Genomic DNA, 19,322 nt, shown 5'->3' with positions numbered 1-19,322 from the left:
AATTACTCCTTAATGGCAGTATTCATATCAGTGACTAAATTTTTATAACTTTTAGCTGCCTCATTTATAGCTGAATTAATAGAAATTGATATGGCATCAACTTTTTTATCAAAAATGTAATAATTAAAACCTAATGAACATATCATAATGCAAAACATTGCCAAATAAAAAATAATAAAAATTTTAGTTTTTTTATTTTGCTTAAATTCTATATCTTGATCTTGACTTTGAGAGATAGGTGTAATTCTTACATTATTAATATCAAAGCTACTAGGCATTTTTGCTAAACACTGCTTCATCTTATTTTCTATAACCTCTATGTTATTTTTGTAACTTCCGCTAAAACCAAGTCCCATAAATTGATAAAGCAAATCTACCCTTTCAGATCCCATAGGATCATCTAAATTTAAAGCTAAAATATCAAAAAATTTATCGTCACCTGAAAATTCACCATATTTACGACTTAAATTTTTCCAATTTTTAGAAAAAGAAAAATTTCCCTCTTTAATAGTATAGTCTATAAAAAAGATTAATGTTTTTTCAATATAAGAAAATTCTTGTGCTAACATTGGATTTGAATAGCACTGTTCTTTTATTTTATTAAGCATGAGATTAATATCATTTATAATCTTATCTTCATTTGGTTCAATCTTTCTAACCTTAAAAGACCAAATCTCACACATATATAAAATTAAAGGGCGACAAAGATCTTCGATAATGTTTTTATACATTTACTCTCCCTTGTTTTCAACCAAAAATAAAGAAGCTCTAAAGTCTGTAAAGACATCATGAAACAAATCAATCACTGCAACATTTTCTTCACATATATCCATCCAAGCCTTATCATTATCTCCCAAAACAACTTCAAACCAAAGTGCATTGTGTATAGCTGGCAAATATCTAGGGGGGTAGCGAAGTTCTTTTAATTTAACCCCTCTTGTTCTTTTTTCTAAATTGCTTTTTGCAAGCAATCTAAAATTATCTCCTTGTTCAACAGAAGTTTTAATTTTATCAATACTCCCACTAGTATTAATAGCCAAATAAAACTCGTTAGAATTATGAATATCATTTGATTTTAATTTACATTCATAATATCCATTGTGCAATGTAAAATCATATTGTATATAATCCAAATATCCACCTATGGCTAAAACCGATCTTATTTTGCGTATTAAATCTTTAAAAACACTCATTAAATTATTGTGATCATATTCCATAATCTCGTGCTTTTTCAATAAAGGAAATAATGCTGAAAGCTCTCCAAGAAAGGAAGCTAATTTTAAATAAATTTCAAAAGGCTGAGCTTTATTTGTATTTACGACAGCACTAATTACAGGCTCAAAAGAATTTAAAACCGAAAGCTGCAAAATATGAAAAAGATTCTCTCCTGAAATGTCATTTGTATTATAACCACTTTGAGCTATTTGTTCGCTAATCTGATCTCTCTTTTTTCTAATTAAATACATAAGCTCAAGCACATATTCTTTTATAACGCAATCATGACTCATAATAAAAAAGGGAGGACAATAATCTCTATCAAATGTCAATTTAGGAGCATTAATGTTCTTTGAAATCCAATTTAAACGACAAATTGGCAAATAAACATAATTATCATCATTTTTGTCTGTACTAAGTTTAATATTAAAAATTCTTTTTAAAAGTGAAATTTCATTATTTCCAGTATTTTCATCTTTAATTGCATATTCTTTAGTTTTATAAAGACGATTTGTTTCTGTTGATGAATTTAAATTAGCCTCATTTTCGTTATAGACCGGTAAAGCTAAATATATTAAAAAATTTTCATTATCTAAACATTTATCAATATCTAGGTTAAGCATAGGTATGCTAGCATTTCCAGGCATACTAATTTCTGTACCATCTGGCATTATGGCACAAATTTTTCTAAGACCTATACGCAAATCATCTAGCAATTCTTCATTTATTTCGCACTCTATCAAGCCATAAGGATAATAGACATTTAATTTCCATAAGGTTCTATTTATATCAAAAATTAAATTTTGCATTTGTTGCATATGATGGGGTTGCAAAAATAAACCATCACTCCAATGCACACTTTCTTTAAATATCATAATATAACACCTCTTTATTGTTTATTGATTATAAGTTGGTTTTGAATCAAGAAAAGTTATACCAACGGGTCTTATTTCTATATAAATATGTTTTCTTTTTCCAATATAAGATTTAATATCCTTAGTAACCTTCTTTACACTATCATCAACACCTGGTAAATTTACAGCCACCAACAATTCGACAGCACCTTTTTTCTTCCATAAATTCCACTCTTTTGCATTATCATTAAAATCTTGCTCAGCAGCTCCATTGGATTGAGAAAATTTAAGTGTATGTGGCATAAGACTTTTTCTCATTGGATTATTAGCCTCAAAATATTTATTCATATTATAAGAACTCATCCAATTTTTTTCATTTTCATTCAAGCCAACTATATCCACTTCCAAAGAAGGATAATACCCATAATAATCTTTAAGCTCTGGAGACAAATAAACACTCATATTATAGCTACTAGTGCAAGCTGAAAAAAAGAATAAAAATAAAAAAACAAAAAAACTTTTAAATAAAATTTTATCCATCAACCTCTCCATTAAAACGCTTATTTTTGGTTTCAAATTTGCCTGAATTTAAATTAAACTTATATTCATGTGGGGCATGATTTTTAGATAGACTTTCTTCCCAATTATTCTTGCCATAAGCAATCTCCATGCCAATTTCAAAAAACTTTTCATATCTTTGTTTGGGCTTCGTTTCACCTTCCATAAAAGCTAATTTAATCAATACACTTTTAATCCCATTACTCACCATAGCATTAGGGGCTTTTACTATAATATCTCCACCCAAATTTAAATCTCCAAAAGCCCAAAAAGCACTTAAAGCCAACAAACCTTCTGCCTTATCTTCCAAACCCACTGAAGCTTTAAAAGCTCTTTTGCTATTTTCTTCATCAGGAGATATTATCCAAGCATAGATAGCATTTAAAGCATTTGTAGTTTTTTCTTTTTGCTTATTTATATCCTTTTTGGGAAAATACAATTCGGTATTTTCCTTAATCTCTTCTTTCATTGTATTGAGTTTTTGATTTAAATTGTCCATTTCTTTTTTTAAATCCGAATTTTCATAATGATCTACTGGCGTATAATTCTGAGCTTTTTGCAAAATTTCTTCTCTAAATTTAGGCAAATATATCCCTGTTTCTTTTTCTATTTCTTTGTATATATTTTCAGTTTTTTGCTTAAATCGAGCAAACAATTTAGGATCAATTGTTTTTTCAAGTTCTGCCTGTTTTATTTTTATTTTATCCATTTGTTCCAGTAACTCTTGAAATTTTTTTTGAGCTTCTTCTTGGCTTTCACCCGCCTTTTTTAAGGCATCTTGAAGCCATTCTGGCATTTCTTTTTCTTGTTTTTTTTCTTGTTTTTTATTTTTTTCTACTTCTTTTTCCTGTTTTATTTTTATCTCTTCTAAAAGCTCCAATTCGCAACAATATGCCCACCAGATTGCGGCTCTTTTGTGAAGATTGTAAGCTAAAAAATCACAAGCATTTTTGTAAAGTTTATTTTCAATTAAAGCATTAAAAAAATCCAAAGCATTATCGTTTTGAATTAAATGCTCTAATTCTTCTGATACTTCATAACCTTCCTGTTCTATTAGCTTTCTCAAGCTTTCTTGCTTAAATAAAATAATATGTTTTTCCATCCATTCTAATTTATCTGACATTTACCCTCCTAAGTTTGCTGAGTGAGTGCACTTCGTATTATTAAATTTTGAATTTCTTCTTGTTGACTCAATATCTTAGAATTCGAGGTTGCAACTTCTTGGTCTAGTTCCTGTATCCTTACATTTAAAGCTGCTATAGCAGTTGCTAAACTCAGTACAGTGTTGTCGAGCGATTGAATTCTTGTTTCTTGGTTTATGTATGTTTGAGTATTATTTAAACCTGTAATTTGCTCCCCTGAGTGATCACTTTTGCGAAAATAACAAATAAAACCACCAACTGTTGCTCCTCCAAAAGCAAGTGAATTAAAAACAGTCATAGTTATCGCATATTTATATGCTTTCTCAGCAGCTTCTTTCTGATTGCTTAATATATTATTCTTTTTTGGTGCTAACATTACTTATCCTTTCCTATTATATAATCTTTATTTTGTTGTCTTATTTTTTTCAACTCTTTGTGAAAAATAAAAAATATGATCCGCCGCGCTAAAAAAGTTGCTAGCCAACCGAGCCTTTTGAAAAAATGATGGTCCTGGAAGTTGCACACAATTCACTTCATTTTCACTGGAAACTTGCAAATCACATCTGTAGGATGCAGTTTCGATTTTATGAGGGTAAAGGCTCAAAGAACTTGGCACCCAAGTTCCCAAAGGAGCTTCGCCAAAGCTTTCAAGCATCAAAGTAACTGTTTCTGTAATGTAATTAATATGCATGGAAGAATATATTGCCAACTCCAATCTTTTTAACTTTGCTTCTAACTTTTCTAAGTCTTCACTTTCTTTATGTTCTTCATTTTCTTTATGTTCTTCATTTTCTTTTTTTATAATTTCGGCTTTTACCATAAAAAAGGCTAATTTTTCTACTAAGTACATCATATGATTAAGCAAAACAAGAGCCTCAAAAACTCCAGCAGCTTTCGAACGCGAAGCTTGTTGATGAAGCAAATGCTTCATATGATCAATTTTTAGAGCTATCATTCTTATTTGTTCAAGTTGATCTGCGTCTGAAAAGCTATTTCCTTCCTCGCTGCAGCCCTCAATATTATCAAATAACATATTAAGCATATTAACCGCCCCATCAGCTGCTAAACTAACAGCACTCGGAGCTGAAAGATATACCTTGTGTGCTGCAATACTAGCAATACATCCCTCAACACCAACACTCCCACCTAATGCTGCTAATTTAGCTCCGAAATGTCCTCTAGCGCTGAATTCAGTTCCACTAATCATCACGCCTTCCATATTACTTAAAGATACTACCGCATTCCTACTTGGCGACACTGTATCTATAACATTTAGACTAATACCCTCTTCAGTAATAATCAAGCTACTTCTTCCCACTTTTAAAACAATGGACTTTTCAGCTCTTAATTCTACATTACCCTCTATAGAACTCATATAAATATTTTCACCAGTTAAATACATATCTTTGCCACTTTGTGCAAAAATATTTTCATCTGCATCTATATTGACTAAACCTTCTGTATCTATATTAACTATATACTCATCTTTTGAGTTCTCATCTTTTGAGTTCTCATCTTTTGAGTTCTCATCTTTTGAGCTAGATTCAAAATTGTCTGTTTTTTCCAATTCTTTAAACAAAGAATTAATTGTTTGATACTGCTTAAGCTTCCTATCTTGTAAGTTTCTTTTTTTCCAATAATCCAAGGAGTATTTTTGTAAGTCTTTAACTTTACCTAAAGATAAACTACTTCCTTTTCTTTTGTATGTATTTTTTTGTTCTCCTTCTGTTATTTGATAATCATATGCCCACAAACATTGATCGCCCATATCTTTTAAATTTGATTCTTCATTTGTTGATTCAATAAACATATTTTTTGGTGTAGTAATTTTAAAGTTATTCTCTATTTTTTCCATTAGACAGCTATGCAAATACCAAACTCCATCTATATTCACAATCAAGACAATATCATTTTCTATTGGCATTCTATAAAAACTAGCATCTATTCCTATAGGCATGGTAAGATTTACCGTTAATGTATCTTCACTTAATTGAAAATTACCTTTCACATGCTCGAACACCTTTGCTTGAAAAGTATTAAATTTTTCATTCTTATCGGTATTCTCTACAACGCAAGCTTTTTTTATAACCAATTGATCTTTTATTGAAGTTTGTGTTGAGGGGATTTTTTGTTTATTGCTATCCCGTTGAATATTATCTAGTCTAAACTCCGCATTAAGTGCAGAATTTTTTGCCAACGCTAAGTCTTGTGTAGCAACAGAAGAAGATGAAGAATAATTCGTGGTTTGTATAGGGAGAATCGACATTTCACCTACATATCCATATTCAACATTTTGCTCCTCAACAATAGATTCAAAAGCCATGCTAACATTATCAAAATTTTCTATACCTTTTATGTTTTCACTATGAATCTGCTTATTGATTACTAAATTATATTTGTAGATTCTAGCTTTGAGCTCTTGCCCAAATTGTTTTTGTGGAAATTTAATTATAGTGCTTAAATCAACTGACAAATCAGAACAATTAGCTTTTATTACTTTTTTTGGGGCATTTAAATTATTTATGTTTTTATCCACAAACTCTTGCCACCTATCATTGCTAGTATCCAATTCATATCCGCGTATTTTTTTTTGTAATAAATTTTTATTTAGAATTATATTTTCCAATAATTGAATTGAGCTACTTTCTTTAAATTCTTTTCCAAAAGCTAAATTTTCTTGCACATTGCATGTATATGAACCTTTGCTGTATTCATAATAATAATTCAACCCAAAAAGCTTCATAGTTTTTTTAAAAAAATGAAGATTAGTTTCATTTATTTGATTATAATTAATTTGATCGCCAAATTTTTCCTCAAATATTTCTGCATTTTTTTTAAAATTAACAGAAATTACAGATTTATTAAAAATTTTATCCAATAATCCTTCAAATTTTTCTTCTTTATATGTTTTATTTTTGAATTCCATATCTTCATAAATAATAGTGGGCGGAACCAATACAAGCTCATAATTATAATTTACATTACCACCATATTCTATATAACCGCTGTTTATTATATCAGCAACAATGCCTGTAATAATCCTTTTGCTTTTATTCTTGCCATAATCTATTGTAATTTTAAGTTTTTTTTCGCCAAGATCTAAAACTTTGGTTTTGGATTGTTTTTCAATTTCACCCTTAATGAGAATAAAGATTCTGTGTTCAAATTCATTTGAAATAGATTCTTGCGAATATATTTTATAGACAACCAAATTTTTTAACAATCCCGAAGGAATTGAAGAATCTGGACTAGATACTTCAATATTGTTAATATAATTTTTTATCATTTTCTCTCCTAAGATAAAATATTAACAACATTAGAAAAAGCTACAGGCACACTTATAGGGACACCAGTAACAGGATTGCTACCTGTAATCATACTAGTAACTACAGCTCGAGGCTTACCGCCATAAGTGTATTTTATTGCAGTAGTGTTTGAAATTACACCCACACAATTTGCACCAGATATGGAATCTCCAACCAAACTAACAGGCATACCTTTACATAAGTATTTAACAAACCCCGGCGATACTACAAGATCACTTGTAGCGCTAGTGCTAGTTAAAGTAGCAATTGGATTTGGCATCTCTAATCCTTTTTATATTCAAATTGGTAAGAAATCTCCCCATTTTTAACTTCCAAAAAAACTTTACTAATTTTTTTAGTTTCCAAGTTATTTTGTAAAAATTTTATACTAATATTGGGCAAAATTTCATTATTAATTATAGCATCAATCATTCTTGCTCCTGAAGCTATATTATTACATCTTGTCATAATTTCATCTTTTAAACTTACATCATAGGCAAATTCTGCCTTGTAATACTCTTGAATTCTTTGAATAATCTTTTGAAGTTTTAAATCTATAATTTTATGCAAAGCTTCTTTATTGAGCGGATAATAAGGCACAACAACAAGCCTTCCAAGTAAAGCTGCTGGAAAAACTTTTTGCATTACAGGTCTTATGGCACGCTCTAAAATTTCAGGTTTTGGATAATTACCATCCTCACATAAATCAAATATTTCACTATCCCCAACATTAGTTGTAAGTATGATAATAGTATTTCTAAAATCAACCAACCTTCCTGCACCATCTTCCATTCTTCCTTTGTCAAAAACTTGGAAAAATATCTCATGAATATCATGATGGGCTTTTTCAATTTCATCAAGCAAAATAACGCTGTAAGGTTTTTTCCTTACCGCTTCAGTAAGAACTCCACCTTCGCCATATCCTACATAACCCGGAGGTGCGCCTTTTAGTGTTGAAACAGTGTGTGCTTCTTGAAATTCACTCATATTTATGGTAATAATATTATCGCGACTTCCATACACCATTTGAGCTATACTCAAAGCAGTTTCAGTTTTCCCAACTCCAGAAGGACCTGCCAACATAAAAATAGCTTGCGGTTTTTGAGGATCTGCTAAATTTGCCTTTGCGGTAATAATGCTTTTGGCAATCAAACTAAGGCTATGATTTTGCCCTATGATATTTTTAGCTAATTCCTCTTCCAAAGCCAAAATAGATTTTGCTTCATCTTTGATCATTCTGCCTAGTGGAATCCCAGTCCATTCTGAGATAATCGCCGCTATAGCTTGTGCATCTACAACAGGCAAAATCATCGGATTTTCACCTTGGATTTGTGCTATCTTTCCACGACTATCATTGAGTTTTTCTTTAAATTTTTCTAATTCATTCTCATCCTGCTCATTTAATAGTTTAGTTCTTAATTCTTTATATTCTTGTATAGCTTCTTTTTCTTTATCAAACTTTGCTTCCAAACTCTGCTTTTCTTGTTCTAACTTAACAAGCTCCATATCAATCAATTTTAAGGATTCAGAGTGATCTATACCCTCACGCTCCTCTCTTAATAAAATTTCTTTTTCAAGCTGTTTGCTTTCTATTTTTTTTATAAGAATCTCTAAACTTTCAGGCATACTTGATTGACTAAGAGCAACTCTAGCACTTGCAGTATCTAATATGCTTGTAGATTTATCAGGCAACTTTCTAGAAGGCAAATATCTCCTAGAAAGCTTTACACTTGCTATTATAGCTTCATTTGTAATAGTTACATGATGAAATTTTTCCAAAGACTTTGCTATGCTTCTCATCATTTGTATGCATTTTTCATCATCTGGTTCTTCTACAGAAATATTTTGAAAACGCCTAGAAAGTGCCGGATCTTTTTCAAAATACTTAATATACTCCTGCCAAGTTGTAGCTGCTAAACATCTTAATTCTCCACGCGCTAAAGCAGGCTTTAATAAATTTGCAGCATCATTTTGCCCAGCAGTTCCACCTGCCCCAATTAAAGTGTGAGCCTCATCAATAAATAGTATTATAGGTGTGCTTGAATTTTGGACTGCTTCAATAACTTTTTTTAATCTTTCTTCAAATTCACCTTTCATACTAGCTCCAGCTTGCAGAAGTCCTATATCAAGGCTTCTTAAAACATATCCTTTAAGAATGCTTGGAACTTCATTTTTTGCAAGTCTAACCGCTAAACCTTCGGCAATTGCAGTTTTTCCCACCCCAGCTTCACCAGTTAATATAGGATTATTTTGTCTGCGTCTTATTAAAATATCTATAGCCTGTCTTATTTCTTTATCTCTTCCTACTATTTCATCAATTTTACCTTCTTTGGCTTTTTGCGTTAAGTCTATGGTATATAATGATAAAACATCATTATTATTTAAATTCGGATCTGATTTAGTAGCATTTGAAACATTTGAATAACTTTCATTTACTTCAACACTTCCTTTTGTTATTTCTTTAAACTTATCTTGCAAAACATCTGCATTAATTTTGATGAATTCATGACTCATATCGTGAAGTTTAGAAATTAGATTTGAATTTTGTTTTAAGGCAAGCAATAAACTTCCGCTCCGAATTTTATCAAAATCAAACACTATTGAACTAATCATCCAAGCTTCTTTGATAGCCAATTCTATATCGTTAGAAAAATCCTCGATACTTGATGAACCTTTTGGTAATTTATCTAAATATGAAATTAAATCTTTTGTTATTTTATTCTTATCAAGCTCAAAAAAATCAACAATATACGAACAATCCGTATTCTCTTCTAACATAAGTTGATTAATCCAATGTGCTAATTCCACATAAGAATTGCCTCTATTTTTACATAAAATAGTCGCACTTTCTAATGCTTGATAGCTTATCTTACTTAATTTTGAAAAGAGATGTATCCTTTTAATTTTACTCATTTAAACTCCTCATATGAATCATTATGAATTTTTTTACTCCAATTAAAGGCATTGACCACTATAACTGATTCTGGTGTCTTACAATTTTTACTTACCAACCACATATTAATGCCCAAGGCATTTTTGCCTGTCAAATATCCCCTAAAATCAGAATTCTTTTTAATGATAAAACGAATACCATATCTCAGAGGCTTATTAACATACAAATTTACAAGTTGCCTTAAACGCTTAAATCCCACGCTACCTGGAAGCATTTTTTTGCATTCATCAAGACTAATTTCTCCTACTTCTAAAATAATTTTTTTAGTATTGCTAAAATAGTGTGACCCAATTTGAATATTTACCCCTAAAATAGATTTTTTATCACTTCCTAATTGATATAAAAATTCTTTAGGAATCATATGTCTAGTATTAACATAAGGTATCACCTTAAAAGGAATATGAAAAAAATTCGAAAGAATTTTTTCCAAACCATCTCTGCCTCTCGTGCGCTTACTTAAAAAATGCACATAAGCCATTTGCGTGTCGCGTGGAATAGAATTTTTCGGATTTTTATATATAAATTCACTATTCCCCGAAAAAGCACTTATTATTTTGGTATAAATTTGATTCTCACGATCTTCACTGACAGCTTGATTACTCAAAGCCCAAGCTCTATAATAAAGTGCTAACATTCTATTGTGAATGATGTCCAAAAAACGCTGCAAACTTAAATCATAGTAACTTAGAGTTCTTTTTAACACAAAATCGGTAAATTCCAAAGGCATCGGTGCATTAGGTCCTAACAAGCCAAAAAAATAAACAGTTACTAAAGGAACTCCATTAATGACAGAAATATTAGCAATTTCATTTTCGGGAAATTTCAAATGTGGCAATTGAGAAAAACGCACAATCTCACTTTGAATATTTGGAGCTTTGCCTACTTTTGATTTTGACAAATTGTTATTTTCTATATATCTAACAATCGTAAAAAAATCTGGAACTTTTTCGCGATTAGCACTTTTCTTTGCAAAATTTCTACTTAATTTTCCAATGTTGTCCATCTCACAATAAAACCTTGTTCTTGAGTATATAAATTCATTTCTATATGGGAATTTAAAGGACTAAATTGCTTGAAAAAATTCCACAAAACACAAGCAAACAAAAAATAACCGACATCTTGCACCTTTTGTTCGCTAAACTCAACATCAATCTGCCAACCCTGCTCATAAAATACACTATGATTACATACAAACCTAAAATTTTTAAGTTTAGTTTTTATTGCGACAATAGCATTAGCTATTCTTTCAGTTTCATCAAGCGATAAAGCAGAATAACATTGGATAATATTACGAATTATATGCAAAGGTATATCACCATTTCTCCATAAAATGCTTGAAAGATTTAACATAACATAAAGCAATTTCTCCCAATTTTCTTCTTTATTTGAAATCAAAGACTTTTTTGGCTTACTTGGAGTATAAACTAAACTAGCCGCTTGAATTTGATTGTTTTGAACATTTGCTTTAATGCCTTCTTTTAAAAAAATTGGCAAATCTCTATTTGTGCATAAAAGTTCAGCACTTAGTTGCTGAATATTTTCATAATTATTGTGCCAATTTTCTCCTGCAATACTTATAAAAACCTCTTGCCCCAAATAATTACTTCTATAAGAATTCAAACCTATCTGCTTATCCTTTCTGTATAGAGAAAAATAATCATATTTTTGCCCTGGTAGCAAATCATTATCAACATGATAAAAAGGTTTAGCACTAAAAATCTTTTCATTTGAGGCGTTATAAAAATCTACTCGCTCTATATCATAAACTTCGTAATTTAAAGCATTAGTAACATCAGGAACAATATGATACTCCACTTGTTGCTCTACAATCATCCTACTTGAACGCATTTTAAATATATTAATCAAAGGAATATAATTTAGCTTTATAGCATCTTTTGAGATAATATTTTTTAAATCATTATTTTTTTTATTAAAACCAAAAATCAATTCTACATTTTTACTCTGCATATCTAAAAACAATTGATCCTTATCTGTCAATCTACAAAATTTAAATAAATCAATATAAGAAAAATATTCTTCAAAACCAAGCAAACCCGAAATCTCATTGGTATAAGAGTTAAAATTTCTAATACCACTCTCAAGAGCCGTTAAGCTAAATTTGCAACTTTCCTTTTTAATAATTTCTCCTGTATCACTATTTTTTACATAAATTTCAACTATATTTGAAAATAAGTGCGAAATTAAGGTAGAAGCATCAACTTCATTCATATTTAAAAAAAAATCAATATTTAAAAGCTTCAAATCTGAAAAATATAAAGGCGCAATCATTTCTAATTTTAGAATCAAAATAGCAGATAATTCCTCACTTATTCCCAAATTCTCAATATCTCTGTCGGTATAGATACTATCTACAATATTAAAAGGATAAATGGGACTTTCCCACACAGGTGTATATCTACAAGATTCTCCTTGCAAGGAACTATCAAATTTAAAAATTTCTTCTTTGTCTATATAAGATACATCATGAGTCATATTTGAATAATTAGGGATAAGCTCAACAATAGCATAAGATGGGATGGGAAATAAACTCTTAGAAGAAAGAGAATATAAAAGAGATTCAAGCATCCTAGGGAAGCCTGATGAAATTTTCTCATCAACACGCGCTGCTAAAAATGCCGTACCTTCTAAAAGCCTTTCTATAAAAGGATCCTCGCTTTCAAACTGCGATATGTCAAGTTTTGATGCGATTTTTGGAAACTCTTTAGCAAACTCTGCAGCTGAACTTTTTATATAATTTAAATTTTTTAAATAAAAATCTAAAAATTGCTTACTCATTATATATCTTTATATATTTTCAAAAACACTACTACCTGTTTCAAAATCAAAGTTTACTTTCAAATTTAATCCGCCATCTAACAAAGGCAAATTATAAAGTGCATCAATTTCAATTTGGTAGATATGTTTATTGTCATTTAAATTTTTAATACTGATATCATCAACTTTAATTCTAGGTTCAAAAAAAGAAATTTGTTCTAAAAGCCGATCCTTGAATGCTTTTATTATATCATCTGTAACTTGCTCTCCAGAAAAATCTTTTAAACCCATGCATAATACACTTGTGCTAATTAATTCATCTTTAACATCTAGGTGAGATTTTGAAGAAAATATCATTTTAAGATTGTTTATAATATCTTGCTCTAATAGTTCAACATTAATAGTTTTGGATAATAAAAGTGAGCTATCATTAATGATTTTTGAAAGCGTATATGGTAAAAATCCACTCCCATTTGTTGTGTTTTTTTTAACATCATTTCCAATCATCACTAATGATAAACTCCGTTATTAAAATTAACTATTTATTGTTTGGTCAAAAGAAGCTTCAACTGCACCATCTTTTGTATTGTCAGATTTTATTGGTGTTACTTTCCAAGTAATCTTACCTGCTATAAATTCAACTCTCTCTACAGCTTGATAAGCAGTTTCTGCATCAATAACACGCGAAACTGTATTAATCTCTGCCTTTGCAATTTTAACACTCTCTAAAGTTACCTCATAGACAGATACTTGAGAATTACCTATTGATCGACAAACCTGAAATTCAACCTTATTAATTTTTTGTCCAGTCATACAATAATGTTGCAATTTAGGAGTTGCCTTATCTACCATATGAGTGAAATAAAAAGGTGTAAGATGTCCACGCCCAGAAATTTCATAAGTTTTTCCCAAAGCAACATTTTGAGTTGCCCCATGTCCAAAATCAATCACTTCAATCCATTTTTGATGATTTTGTTCAGTTGACTCACCATCAATTCCATCAATTTTAATAAAAAAATCTGTAACCATAATATCTCCTTATTTTATTTATTTTTGCCCACTGGGCAATTTTGAAACCAATCTCAATGATGAAGTTAATCCTTCTAATTGATAATGTGGTCTCATGTAAAATTTTGCACTATAATAACCAGGCTGCCCTTCAATAGTATCCACTTCAACCTTGGCTTCAGCTAGAGGATATTTAGCCTTTACTTCTTCTGGAGCATTTGGATCACTTGTAACATAATTACTAATCCAATTACTAAGCCAATTTTGCATATCTTGTCTTTCTTTAAAAGACCCAAGTTTATCTCTTACTATACATTTTAAATAATGAGCAAAACGGCTGACTGCAAAAATATAAGGTAATCGTGCTGATAGATTTGCATTTGCTGTAGCATCTTTATTGTCATACTCTTGTGGTTTATTGACAGTTTGCCCTCCTAAAAATACAGCATAATCCGTATTTTTCCAATAACAAAGTGGTAGAAAACCATTTTTAGAAAGCTCAGCTTCTCTTCTATCAGTAATAGCTATTTCTGTTGGACATTTAGCCATTATGCCACCTTCATCAGACGGAAAAGTATGCATTGGCAAAGATTCAACTATACCACCACTTTCAACACCTCGAATTCTTGCACACCAACCATATTCAGCAAAAGAACGATTAATATTAACCCCCATACCATAAGCAGCATTCATCCAAGAATATTTTGCACTATCCCCACTTCCAGTATCTTCTTCAAACGCAAATTCTTCAACGGGATTGGTATTAACTCCATAAGGCAAACGACTTAACATTCTAGGAAGAGTTAAAGCTACATATCTACTATCATCCGATTCTCTAAAACTTCTCCATACTGCATATTCTGGAGTAGAAAATATTTTGCTAATATCCCTAGGATTAGCCAATTCTTGCCATGAGTTTAGATTCATCATCGATGGATCCACACTAGAAATAAAAGGAGCATGTGAAGCTGCTGCAATTTGAGCCATACTTCTTAAAAGATCAACATCAGGCGCTGTTTGATTAAAATAATAATCACCAATGAGAGCTCCAAAAGGTTCTCCACCCGCAGTACCATACTCTTCTTCATAAATCTTCTTAAATAAAGGACTTTGATCCCAAGCGGTACCTTTGTATTTTTTAAGAGTTTTTCCCAACTCATTTTTACTTATGTTTAATACTTTAATTTTAAGACTTTCACTTGATGCAGTATTATTAACCAAAAAATAAAGTCCTCTCCAAGCACTCTCCATACTCTGAAAATCATCGTGGTGAATAATTTCATTAATTTGCATACTGAGTTTTTTATCAAGCTCAGCAATAATACCTTCTATAGTATTGATTACTCCACCTTTAATCAAATTTGCATTTTGTAAAGCTTCTGCAATCAATGTCTTTACAGCACTATGCACAGCCTCATTTGCTTCTTCGGATTTTGGCTGAAATTCTTGATTTAATAATTTTTCAAAATCATTAAGCTCGAAAGTTTTAGCATCAAGGCTTTTTTCACTATTACTTTCTACCATCTTTACTCCTTATATTTCTTATCATCATCTTTTTTAGCACCCAATGCATTAAGCAATTCTGGATCTGATAAAATTTTATTTAAAAGCTCTTCAGCACCAGCTTTTCCATCCATATAACTTAATAAATTAGCAAGTTGCTTTCTCGCCACCAAAAGCTGATTTAAACCATCTACTTTTTCAGCAATTACGGCAGGTGAAAAATCATCCATATTAGTAAAAGTCATATCTATGGCAATTTGCCCTTCTCCTGTAATCTGATTTGGAACCATAAAAGCCACTCTTGGTTTAATGTTTTTCATTACCTCATTAAAATTATCAACATCAATTCCAATAAACTTCTTTTCATCTACCTTAGTGACAACCTCTGATTTTCCTGACAAATCAGACAAGACACCCATTACAAAAGGTAAATTGACCTTCTTTTCTGCTCCATATAATTCAACATCATATTCAACTTGAACCCTAGGAGCCCTATTTTTACCAATAAATTTTTGACCACTAGACACTATTTCTCCTTATATTCTAATTTAATCTTATTCTTTAGATACACCTAAAACATCTTTAATTCTATCGACATAGCTCGGTTCTATATCTTTTAACAAATCAATAAAATTCATCTCAGCAATTCTAAGTGCCCTTTCAAGTAAGAAAGGTGCTGGATTTGTTGGTTCATATTTTCTAAAATATTCGATACTTCTTTGCACAAGAAGTAAAGATTCTTGTCTATTTTGAGGGATGTAAGTATTTATATCCAAACAATTTCCAAGAGCTATTTTTGATTCTTTTTGGTTATTCTCATCAACAAATTCCTCGCTATTAAAAGTAACCTCATTGGACTGAAGAGAATTATAAAATTTTAACAAAATAGTTAAATCTCGTTTAAGGGCATCAAAAGAAAAGGAATAATTTTGATATGTTTTTTCATAAATTACACTATCTATATGTTCAAGCACACTTAATATCATATTCAATAAAGAAATATTTTCTTCTATTTCATTTTTTGAAGCCATTCTAGTTTCATTATAAAACACTGAAGTATTAATATCGTGGCTGACACTTTCAATTTCCCCTTGAACAAATAATAAATCTCTCAAAGTATATGAAAGTTCTTTAAATAATTTAATATCGCGCAAAGCAATTAAAAAAAGAGATATTCCTTGACTTTGCATCATGTTAGGTGAGAGAATTTGTAAAATATTTAATCTTTCAGTAGGATCCTTATCATCTTCAGGATCTAGTGCTGGATACATTTCCTCCCATAAATTTACAATCAGCCATTCTACAAGGGAAACACCTTCATATAAACCTCTCAAACCATTAAGTTGAGATTGCGCGAATGTCAAATAAACAGCAACCCTTAAGTCTCTTGTCGTTTTCCAAAGCTCAAGGCAAATATTTTCAAGTTTTTTATAATCTAATGGTTTATTGCCAATATTCTCAACCTGAGAGGTTTCGTTAATTAAATTTTCCATATCCATATAAAGAACACTATATTCTTCATCTTTGCCAGCTTTATTTTCATCTGAAACAAAAACTGTTAAAAAATCTAACTCCATGACACTAAACCTGTTACCTATCAAAATTATTAAGTTCTCAAAAATACTCTCAAAAGGTTAGCATATACACCAAATTTAAAATAAAAATTTTATTAATTTCATATAAACTCAAAAACAAAATTATAATTCCCTATATCACTATTTTTTAACGCAAAAGCTAACAAGATTCCAGAATCATTCTTGCAACTTTCTTTTTAAACAATCTTAAGTCAATCAAGAAAACTTTGTAGTATAATTTCGCTTTACTTCACTATAAAGACTACCCAAATGGAAATTTTTACAACAACGAAAGAATTACACGATTTTATCCGCCATTACAAACAACAAAATCCACACCATACTCTTGGGCTAGTCCCCACAATGGGTGCTTTACACAACGGACATCTATCGCTAATAAAGACTAGTCAAGAATCTTGTGATTGCACCCTTGTTTCTATCTTTGTTAATCCAACGCAATTTGGTGCTAATGAAGATTTTGATAAATATCCACGCAAAAAGGAAGCCGATTTAAGCATTTGCCAAAAAGCCAAAGTAGATGTTGTTTTTATGCCTGAGATTGAGGAAATCTACCCTTTAGATAAAAATTTTCAAACCACCTTTAATGCACCAAGTGCAATGGCAAACACACTAGAGGGAAAAACACGCCCTAATCACTTCAATGGTGTCTTACAAGTCGTGCATAAACTCTTTAATCTCACACAAGCCAATAAAGCCTTTTTTGGCAAAAAAGATGCCCAACAACTGCTCATTATCCAAAAAATGGTAGAAGATTTATTTTTACCTATAGAAATTATACCCTGTCCGATTGTCCGCACTCAAGAAGGATTAGCACTTAGCTCCCGCAATGCTTATTTAAGCGAAGAAGGCAAGAAAAAGGCTTTAAAAATCTCTCATTCTTTAAATATGGCAACAAAAATGATTATGCTTGGCGAAACAGAATCAACAAAAATCAAACAAGCCGCTTTAGAAATCTTGCAAGACTTAGAAGTAGAATATTTTGTCATTATTAATAAAAATCTTCAAGAAATTCCAAGAATCCAAAAAGATTCTACATTGATTCTAGTAGTAGCAAAAGTAGAAGGAGTGCGATTATTAGATAATCTATGGTTATAGATTCTACAAAGTTTAAATTAACTAAATTTTAAGCAAAGTCGCTATAACATACCCCTTTCATAAAGCTTTCCGTGTGAAAGGCAACAAGTCTTCTTATCTTGGTGTAACTTAATTTATTGGGTTATTTAATGCAGCAAAAATCGTGTATTTTTATGGGTGAAATCCAAACAGGACCACTCTTTTTTATGCGACTTGAAAATGCCTTTTTGCTTTCTCAAAATGGTGATATAATAGAAATTATTAGTCAATATGATAATTTAGAAAATGACTTAATTGCTTGGTGTCGCTTCAAGGGGGAATTATTTTTAAAAAAGATTCCGCTCCACAATGAGAATAATTCAAGTTTTGCTTATATTATGCAAAAAGAATCCCCCACTAGATTTGCGACATTTGATCCTAATTCTATGCTTTCTCCACCTCATCAAGGACTTGCTCCAAGTGGAGTATCCATTGAATTAGCAAGCCCACAATATCATTTTCCATTAAATAATAAAAATGAAATTTATGCGGGCAATATGGAGCAGCTCTATGAAGAAGCAAAAAAAGCTCAATGGAATGCCACAACGGATATTCAATGGAGTGAAATTCCGACATTTGAACCAAAATTAGAATTTGCAATCGCACAAATTATGACTTATTTAACCGAAAATGAGTTTTCAGCACTCTATATCCCTAGTCGCTTTTTAGCACAAATCTCTCCTTTTTTTACGGCTGCACCTTTAGTGCTTTCAAGCATCATAGGCGATGAAGGAAGACATATTGAATCTTTTATCAAAAGGGCAAATGCTACAGGACTTGGTGTGCAATATTCAACCCTAACCACACAACAAAGTCTTTATAGCCTATGGGAAGAAAAAGATTATTTTAAATCAAGCTTTTTACTTCATATTATGGGGGAAGGAACTTTTATTGATCTTTTAAAATTTCTTGAAAATTGTTTTGAAAACTTAGGAGATTTACAAAGTGCTAAACTCTTAAATCTAGCAAGACGAGATGAAATTAGACATGTTGCTTATGGAATGAATCACATTAAAAATGCTATTGCTCAAAATCCTACCAAAATAGAGATTCTCAAAGAAGCAGTCTTTAGAAGAAAAAATTATCTTGATAATCAAAGTGATGAATCCTCTTTATTGCTTGAATCATTAGCCATACTCTACGCTAAAGAAGAGAAAAAAATTTCGCACGGATTTGAAGCAGTAGTCAATCTAAAACAAAAAATGGAAAAAAACCGAACTAAAAGATTAATAGAATGTGGGATTGATGAGGAATTAGCAAGAGAACTTAGTCGCTCTCACACACCAAATTTTATGTAATTA

Annotated in this window: 17 protein-coding genes; 2 read left to right on the top strand and 15 right to left on the bottom strand. The window is 30.8% G+C overall.

The window, feature by feature from the left end; genetic code table 11:
* Positions 1–2: 2 nt before the first annotated feature.
* The 15 genes from HCAN_RS02610 to HCAN_RS02540 are packed head-to-tail and all read right to left on the bottom strand — an operon-like array spanning position 3 to position 16,890.
* Positions 3–731, bottom strand: a complete 729-nt coding sequence (locus HCAN_RS02610) for a DotU family type IV/VI secretion system protein (RefSeq protein WP_006655186.1) — start codon at positions 729–731, stop codon at positions 3–5.
* Positions 732–2,090, bottom strand: a complete 1,359-nt coding sequence (gene tssK, locus HCAN_RS02605; protein WP_006655185.1) for a type VI secretion system baseplate subunit TssK — start codon at positions 2,088–2,090, stop codon at positions 732–734.
* A 21-nt stretch (positions 2,091–2,111) separates the two neighbouring features.
* Positions 2,112–2,609 carry a hypothetical protein gene (locus HCAN_RS02600; RefSeq protein ID WP_006656767.1) on the bottom strand — a complete coding sequence of 166 codons (498 nt, stop codon included), beginning with the start codon at positions 2,607–2,609 and terminating at the stop codon, positions 2,112–2,114.
* Positions 2,602–3,750 carry a DUF6931 family protein gene (locus tag HCAN_RS02595; RefSeq protein WP_006655183.1) on the bottom strand — a complete coding sequence of 383 codons (1,149 nt, stop codon included), beginning with the start codon at positions 3,748–3,750 and terminating at the stop codon, positions 2,602–2,604. The genes HCAN_RS02600 and HCAN_RS02595 overlap by 8 nt, the downstream gene beginning before the upstream one ends.
* Positions 3,751–3,758: 8 nt before the next feature.
* Complete coding sequence (locus tag HCAN_RS02590) at positions 3,759–4,145, bottom strand: hypothetical protein (protein ID WP_006655182.1); 387 nt, start codon at positions 4,143–4,145, stop codon at positions 3,759–3,761.
* Positions 4,146–4,172: 27 nt separating this feature from the next.
* Positions 4,173–7,055 carry a contractile injection system protein, VgrG/Pvc8 family gene (locus tag HCAN_RS02585; protein WP_006655181.1) on the bottom strand — a complete coding sequence of 961 codons (2,883 nt, stop codon included), beginning with the start codon at positions 7,053–7,055 and terminating at the stop codon, positions 4,173–4,175.
* An 8-nt stretch (positions 7,056–7,063) separates the two neighbouring features.
* Positions 7,064–7,354, bottom strand: a complete 291-nt coding sequence (locus HCAN_RS02580; protein WP_006655180.1) for a hypothetical protein — start codon at positions 7,352–7,354, stop codon at positions 7,064–7,066.
* A 2-nt stretch (positions 7,355–7,356) separates the two neighbouring features.
* On the bottom strand, positions 7,357–9,987 hold the full coding sequence (gene tssH, locus HCAN_RS02575; RefSeq protein WP_006655179.1) for a type VI secretion system ATPase TssH: 2,631 nt from the start codon (positions 9,985–9,987) through the stop codon (positions 7,357–7,359).
* Positions 9,984–11,030, bottom strand: coding sequence for a type VI secretion system baseplate subunit TssG (gene tssG / locus HCAN_RS02570; protein WP_006656766.1), 1,047 nt, complete (start codon positions 11,028–11,030; stop codon positions 9,984–9,986). Before tssG ends, tssH begins: the two co-directional genes overlap by 4 nt.
* On the bottom strand, positions 11,009–12,823 hold the full coding sequence (gene tssF, locus HCAN_RS02565) for a type VI secretion system baseplate subunit TssF (protein WP_006655177.1): 1,815 nt from the start codon (positions 12,821–12,823) through the stop codon (positions 11,009–11,011). The genes tssG and tssF overlap by 22 nt, the downstream gene beginning before the upstream one ends.
* Before the next feature lie 9 nt (positions 12,824–12,832).
* On the bottom strand, positions 12,833–13,309 hold the full coding sequence (locus HCAN_RS02560) for a GPW/gp25 family protein (RefSeq protein WP_006656765.1): 477 nt from the start codon (positions 13,307–13,309) through the stop codon (positions 12,833–12,835).
* Between the two features lie 27 nt (positions 13,310–13,336).
* On the bottom strand, positions 13,337–13,831 hold the full coding sequence (locus tag HCAN_RS02555) for an Hcp family type VI secretion system effector (RefSeq protein ID WP_006655175.1): 495 nt from the start codon (positions 13,829–13,831) through the stop codon (positions 13,337–13,339).
* Positions 13,832–13,849: 18 nt separating this feature from the next.
* Positions 13,850–15,334 (bottom strand): type VI secretion system contractile sheath large subunit, encoded by a 1,485-nt coding sequence (tssC, locus tag HCAN_RS02550; RefSeq protein ID WP_006655174.1) that lies wholly within the window; start codon positions 15,332–15,334, stop codon positions 13,850–13,852.
* 2 nt (positions 15,335–15,336) lie between these two features.
* Positions 15,337–15,840, bottom strand: coding sequence for a type VI secretion system contractile sheath small subunit (gene tssB / locus HCAN_RS02545; protein ID WP_006655173.1), 504 nt, complete (start codon positions 15,838–15,840; stop codon positions 15,337–15,339).
* 27 nt (positions 15,841–15,867) lie between these two features.
* On the bottom strand, positions 15,868–16,890 hold the full coding sequence (locus HCAN_RS02540; RefSeq protein WP_006655172.1) for a type VI secretion system protein TssA: 1,023 nt from the start codon (positions 16,888–16,890) through the stop codon (positions 15,868–15,870).
* Positions 16,891–17,157: 267 nt separating this feature from the next.
* Between HCAN_RS02540 and panC the strand changes: the two genes are divergently transcribed.
* Positions 17,158–18,003, top strand: coding sequence for a pantoate--beta-alanine ligase (gene panC / locus HCAN_RS02535; protein ID WP_006655171.1), 846 nt, complete (start codon positions 17,158–17,160; stop codon positions 18,001–18,003).
* A 128-nt stretch (positions 18,004–18,131) separates the two neighbouring features.
* The gene (locus HCAN_RS02530; RefSeq protein WP_006656764.1) at positions 18,132–19,319 is read left to right on the top strand and encodes a DUF455 family protein; all 1,188 of its coding nucleotides are present in this window, start codon (positions 18,132–18,134) and stop codon (positions 19,317–19,319) included.
* Positions 19,320–19,322: the final 3 nt, after the last annotated feature.

Source organism: Helicobacter canadensis MIT 98-5491, assembly GCF_000162575.1.
GTDB classification, from domain to species: domain Bacteria; phylum Campylobacterota; class Campylobacteria; order Campylobacterales; family Helicobacteraceae; genus Helicobacter_D; species Helicobacter_D canadensis.
This window is presented reverse-complemented; position numbering and strand designations above follow the sequence as displayed.

Bases quoted from the DNA above. Each gene is read 5' to 3' on its own strand.
- HCAN_RS02610 (WP_006655186.1), bottom strand. From the start codon at position 731: ATGTATAAAAACATTATCGAAGATCTTTGTCGCCCTTTAATTTTATAT.
- tssK (WP_006655185.1), bottom strand. From the start codon at position 2,090: ATGATATTTAAAGAAAGTGTGCATTGGAGTGATGGTTTATTTTTGCAA.
- HCAN_RS02600 (WP_006656767.1), bottom strand. From the start codon at position 2,609: ATGGATAAAATTTTATTTAAAAGTTTTTTTGTTTTTTTATTTTTATTC.
- HCAN_RS02595 (WP_006655183.1), bottom strand. From the start codon at position 3,750: ATGTCAGATAAATTAGAATGGATGGAAAAACATATTATTTTATTTAAG.
- HCAN_RS02590 (WP_006655182.1), bottom strand. From the start codon at position 4,145: ATGTTAGCACCAAAAAAGAATAATATATTAAGCAATCAGAAAGAAGCT.
- HCAN_RS02585 (WP_006655181.1), bottom strand. From the start codon at position 7,055: ATGATAAAAAATTATATTAACAATATTGAAGTATCTAGTCCAGATTCT.
- HCAN_RS02580 (WP_006655180.1), bottom strand. From the start codon at position 7,354: ATGCCAAATCCAATTGCTACTTTAACTAGCACTAGCGCTACAAGTGAT.
- tssH (WP_006655179.1), bottom strand. From the start codon at position 9,987: ATGAGTAAAATTAAAAGGATACATCTCTTTTCAAAATTAAGTAAGATA.
- tssG (WP_006656766.1), bottom strand. From the start codon at position 11,030: ATGGACAACATTGGAAAATTAAGTAGAAATTTTGCAAAGAAAAGTGCT.
- tssF (WP_006655177.1), bottom strand. From the start codon at position 12,823: ATGAGTAAGCAATTTTTAGATTTTTATTTAAAAAATTTAAATTATATA.
- HCAN_RS02560 (WP_006656765.1), bottom strand. From the start codon at position 13,309: ATGATTGGAAATGATGTTAAAAAAAACACAACAAATGGGAGTGGATTT.
- HCAN_RS02555 (WP_006655175.1), bottom strand. From the start codon at position 13,831: ATGGTTACAGATTTTTTTATTAAAATTGATGGAATTGATGGTGAGTCA.
- tssC (WP_006655174.1), bottom strand. From the start codon at position 15,334: ATGGTAGAAAGTAATAGTGAAAAAAGCCTTGATGCTAAAACTTTCGAG.
- HCAN_RS02540 (WP_006655172.1), bottom strand. From the start codon at position 16,890: ATGGAGTTAGATTTTTTAACAGTTTTTGTTTCAGATGAAAATAAAGCT.
- panC (WP_006655171.1), top strand. From the start codon at position 17,158: ATGGAAATTTTTACAACAACGAAAGAATTACACGATTTTATCCGCCAT.
- HCAN_RS02530 (WP_006656764.1), top strand. From the start codon at position 18,132: ATGCAGCAAAAATCGTGTATTTTTATGGGTGAAATCCAAACAGGACCA.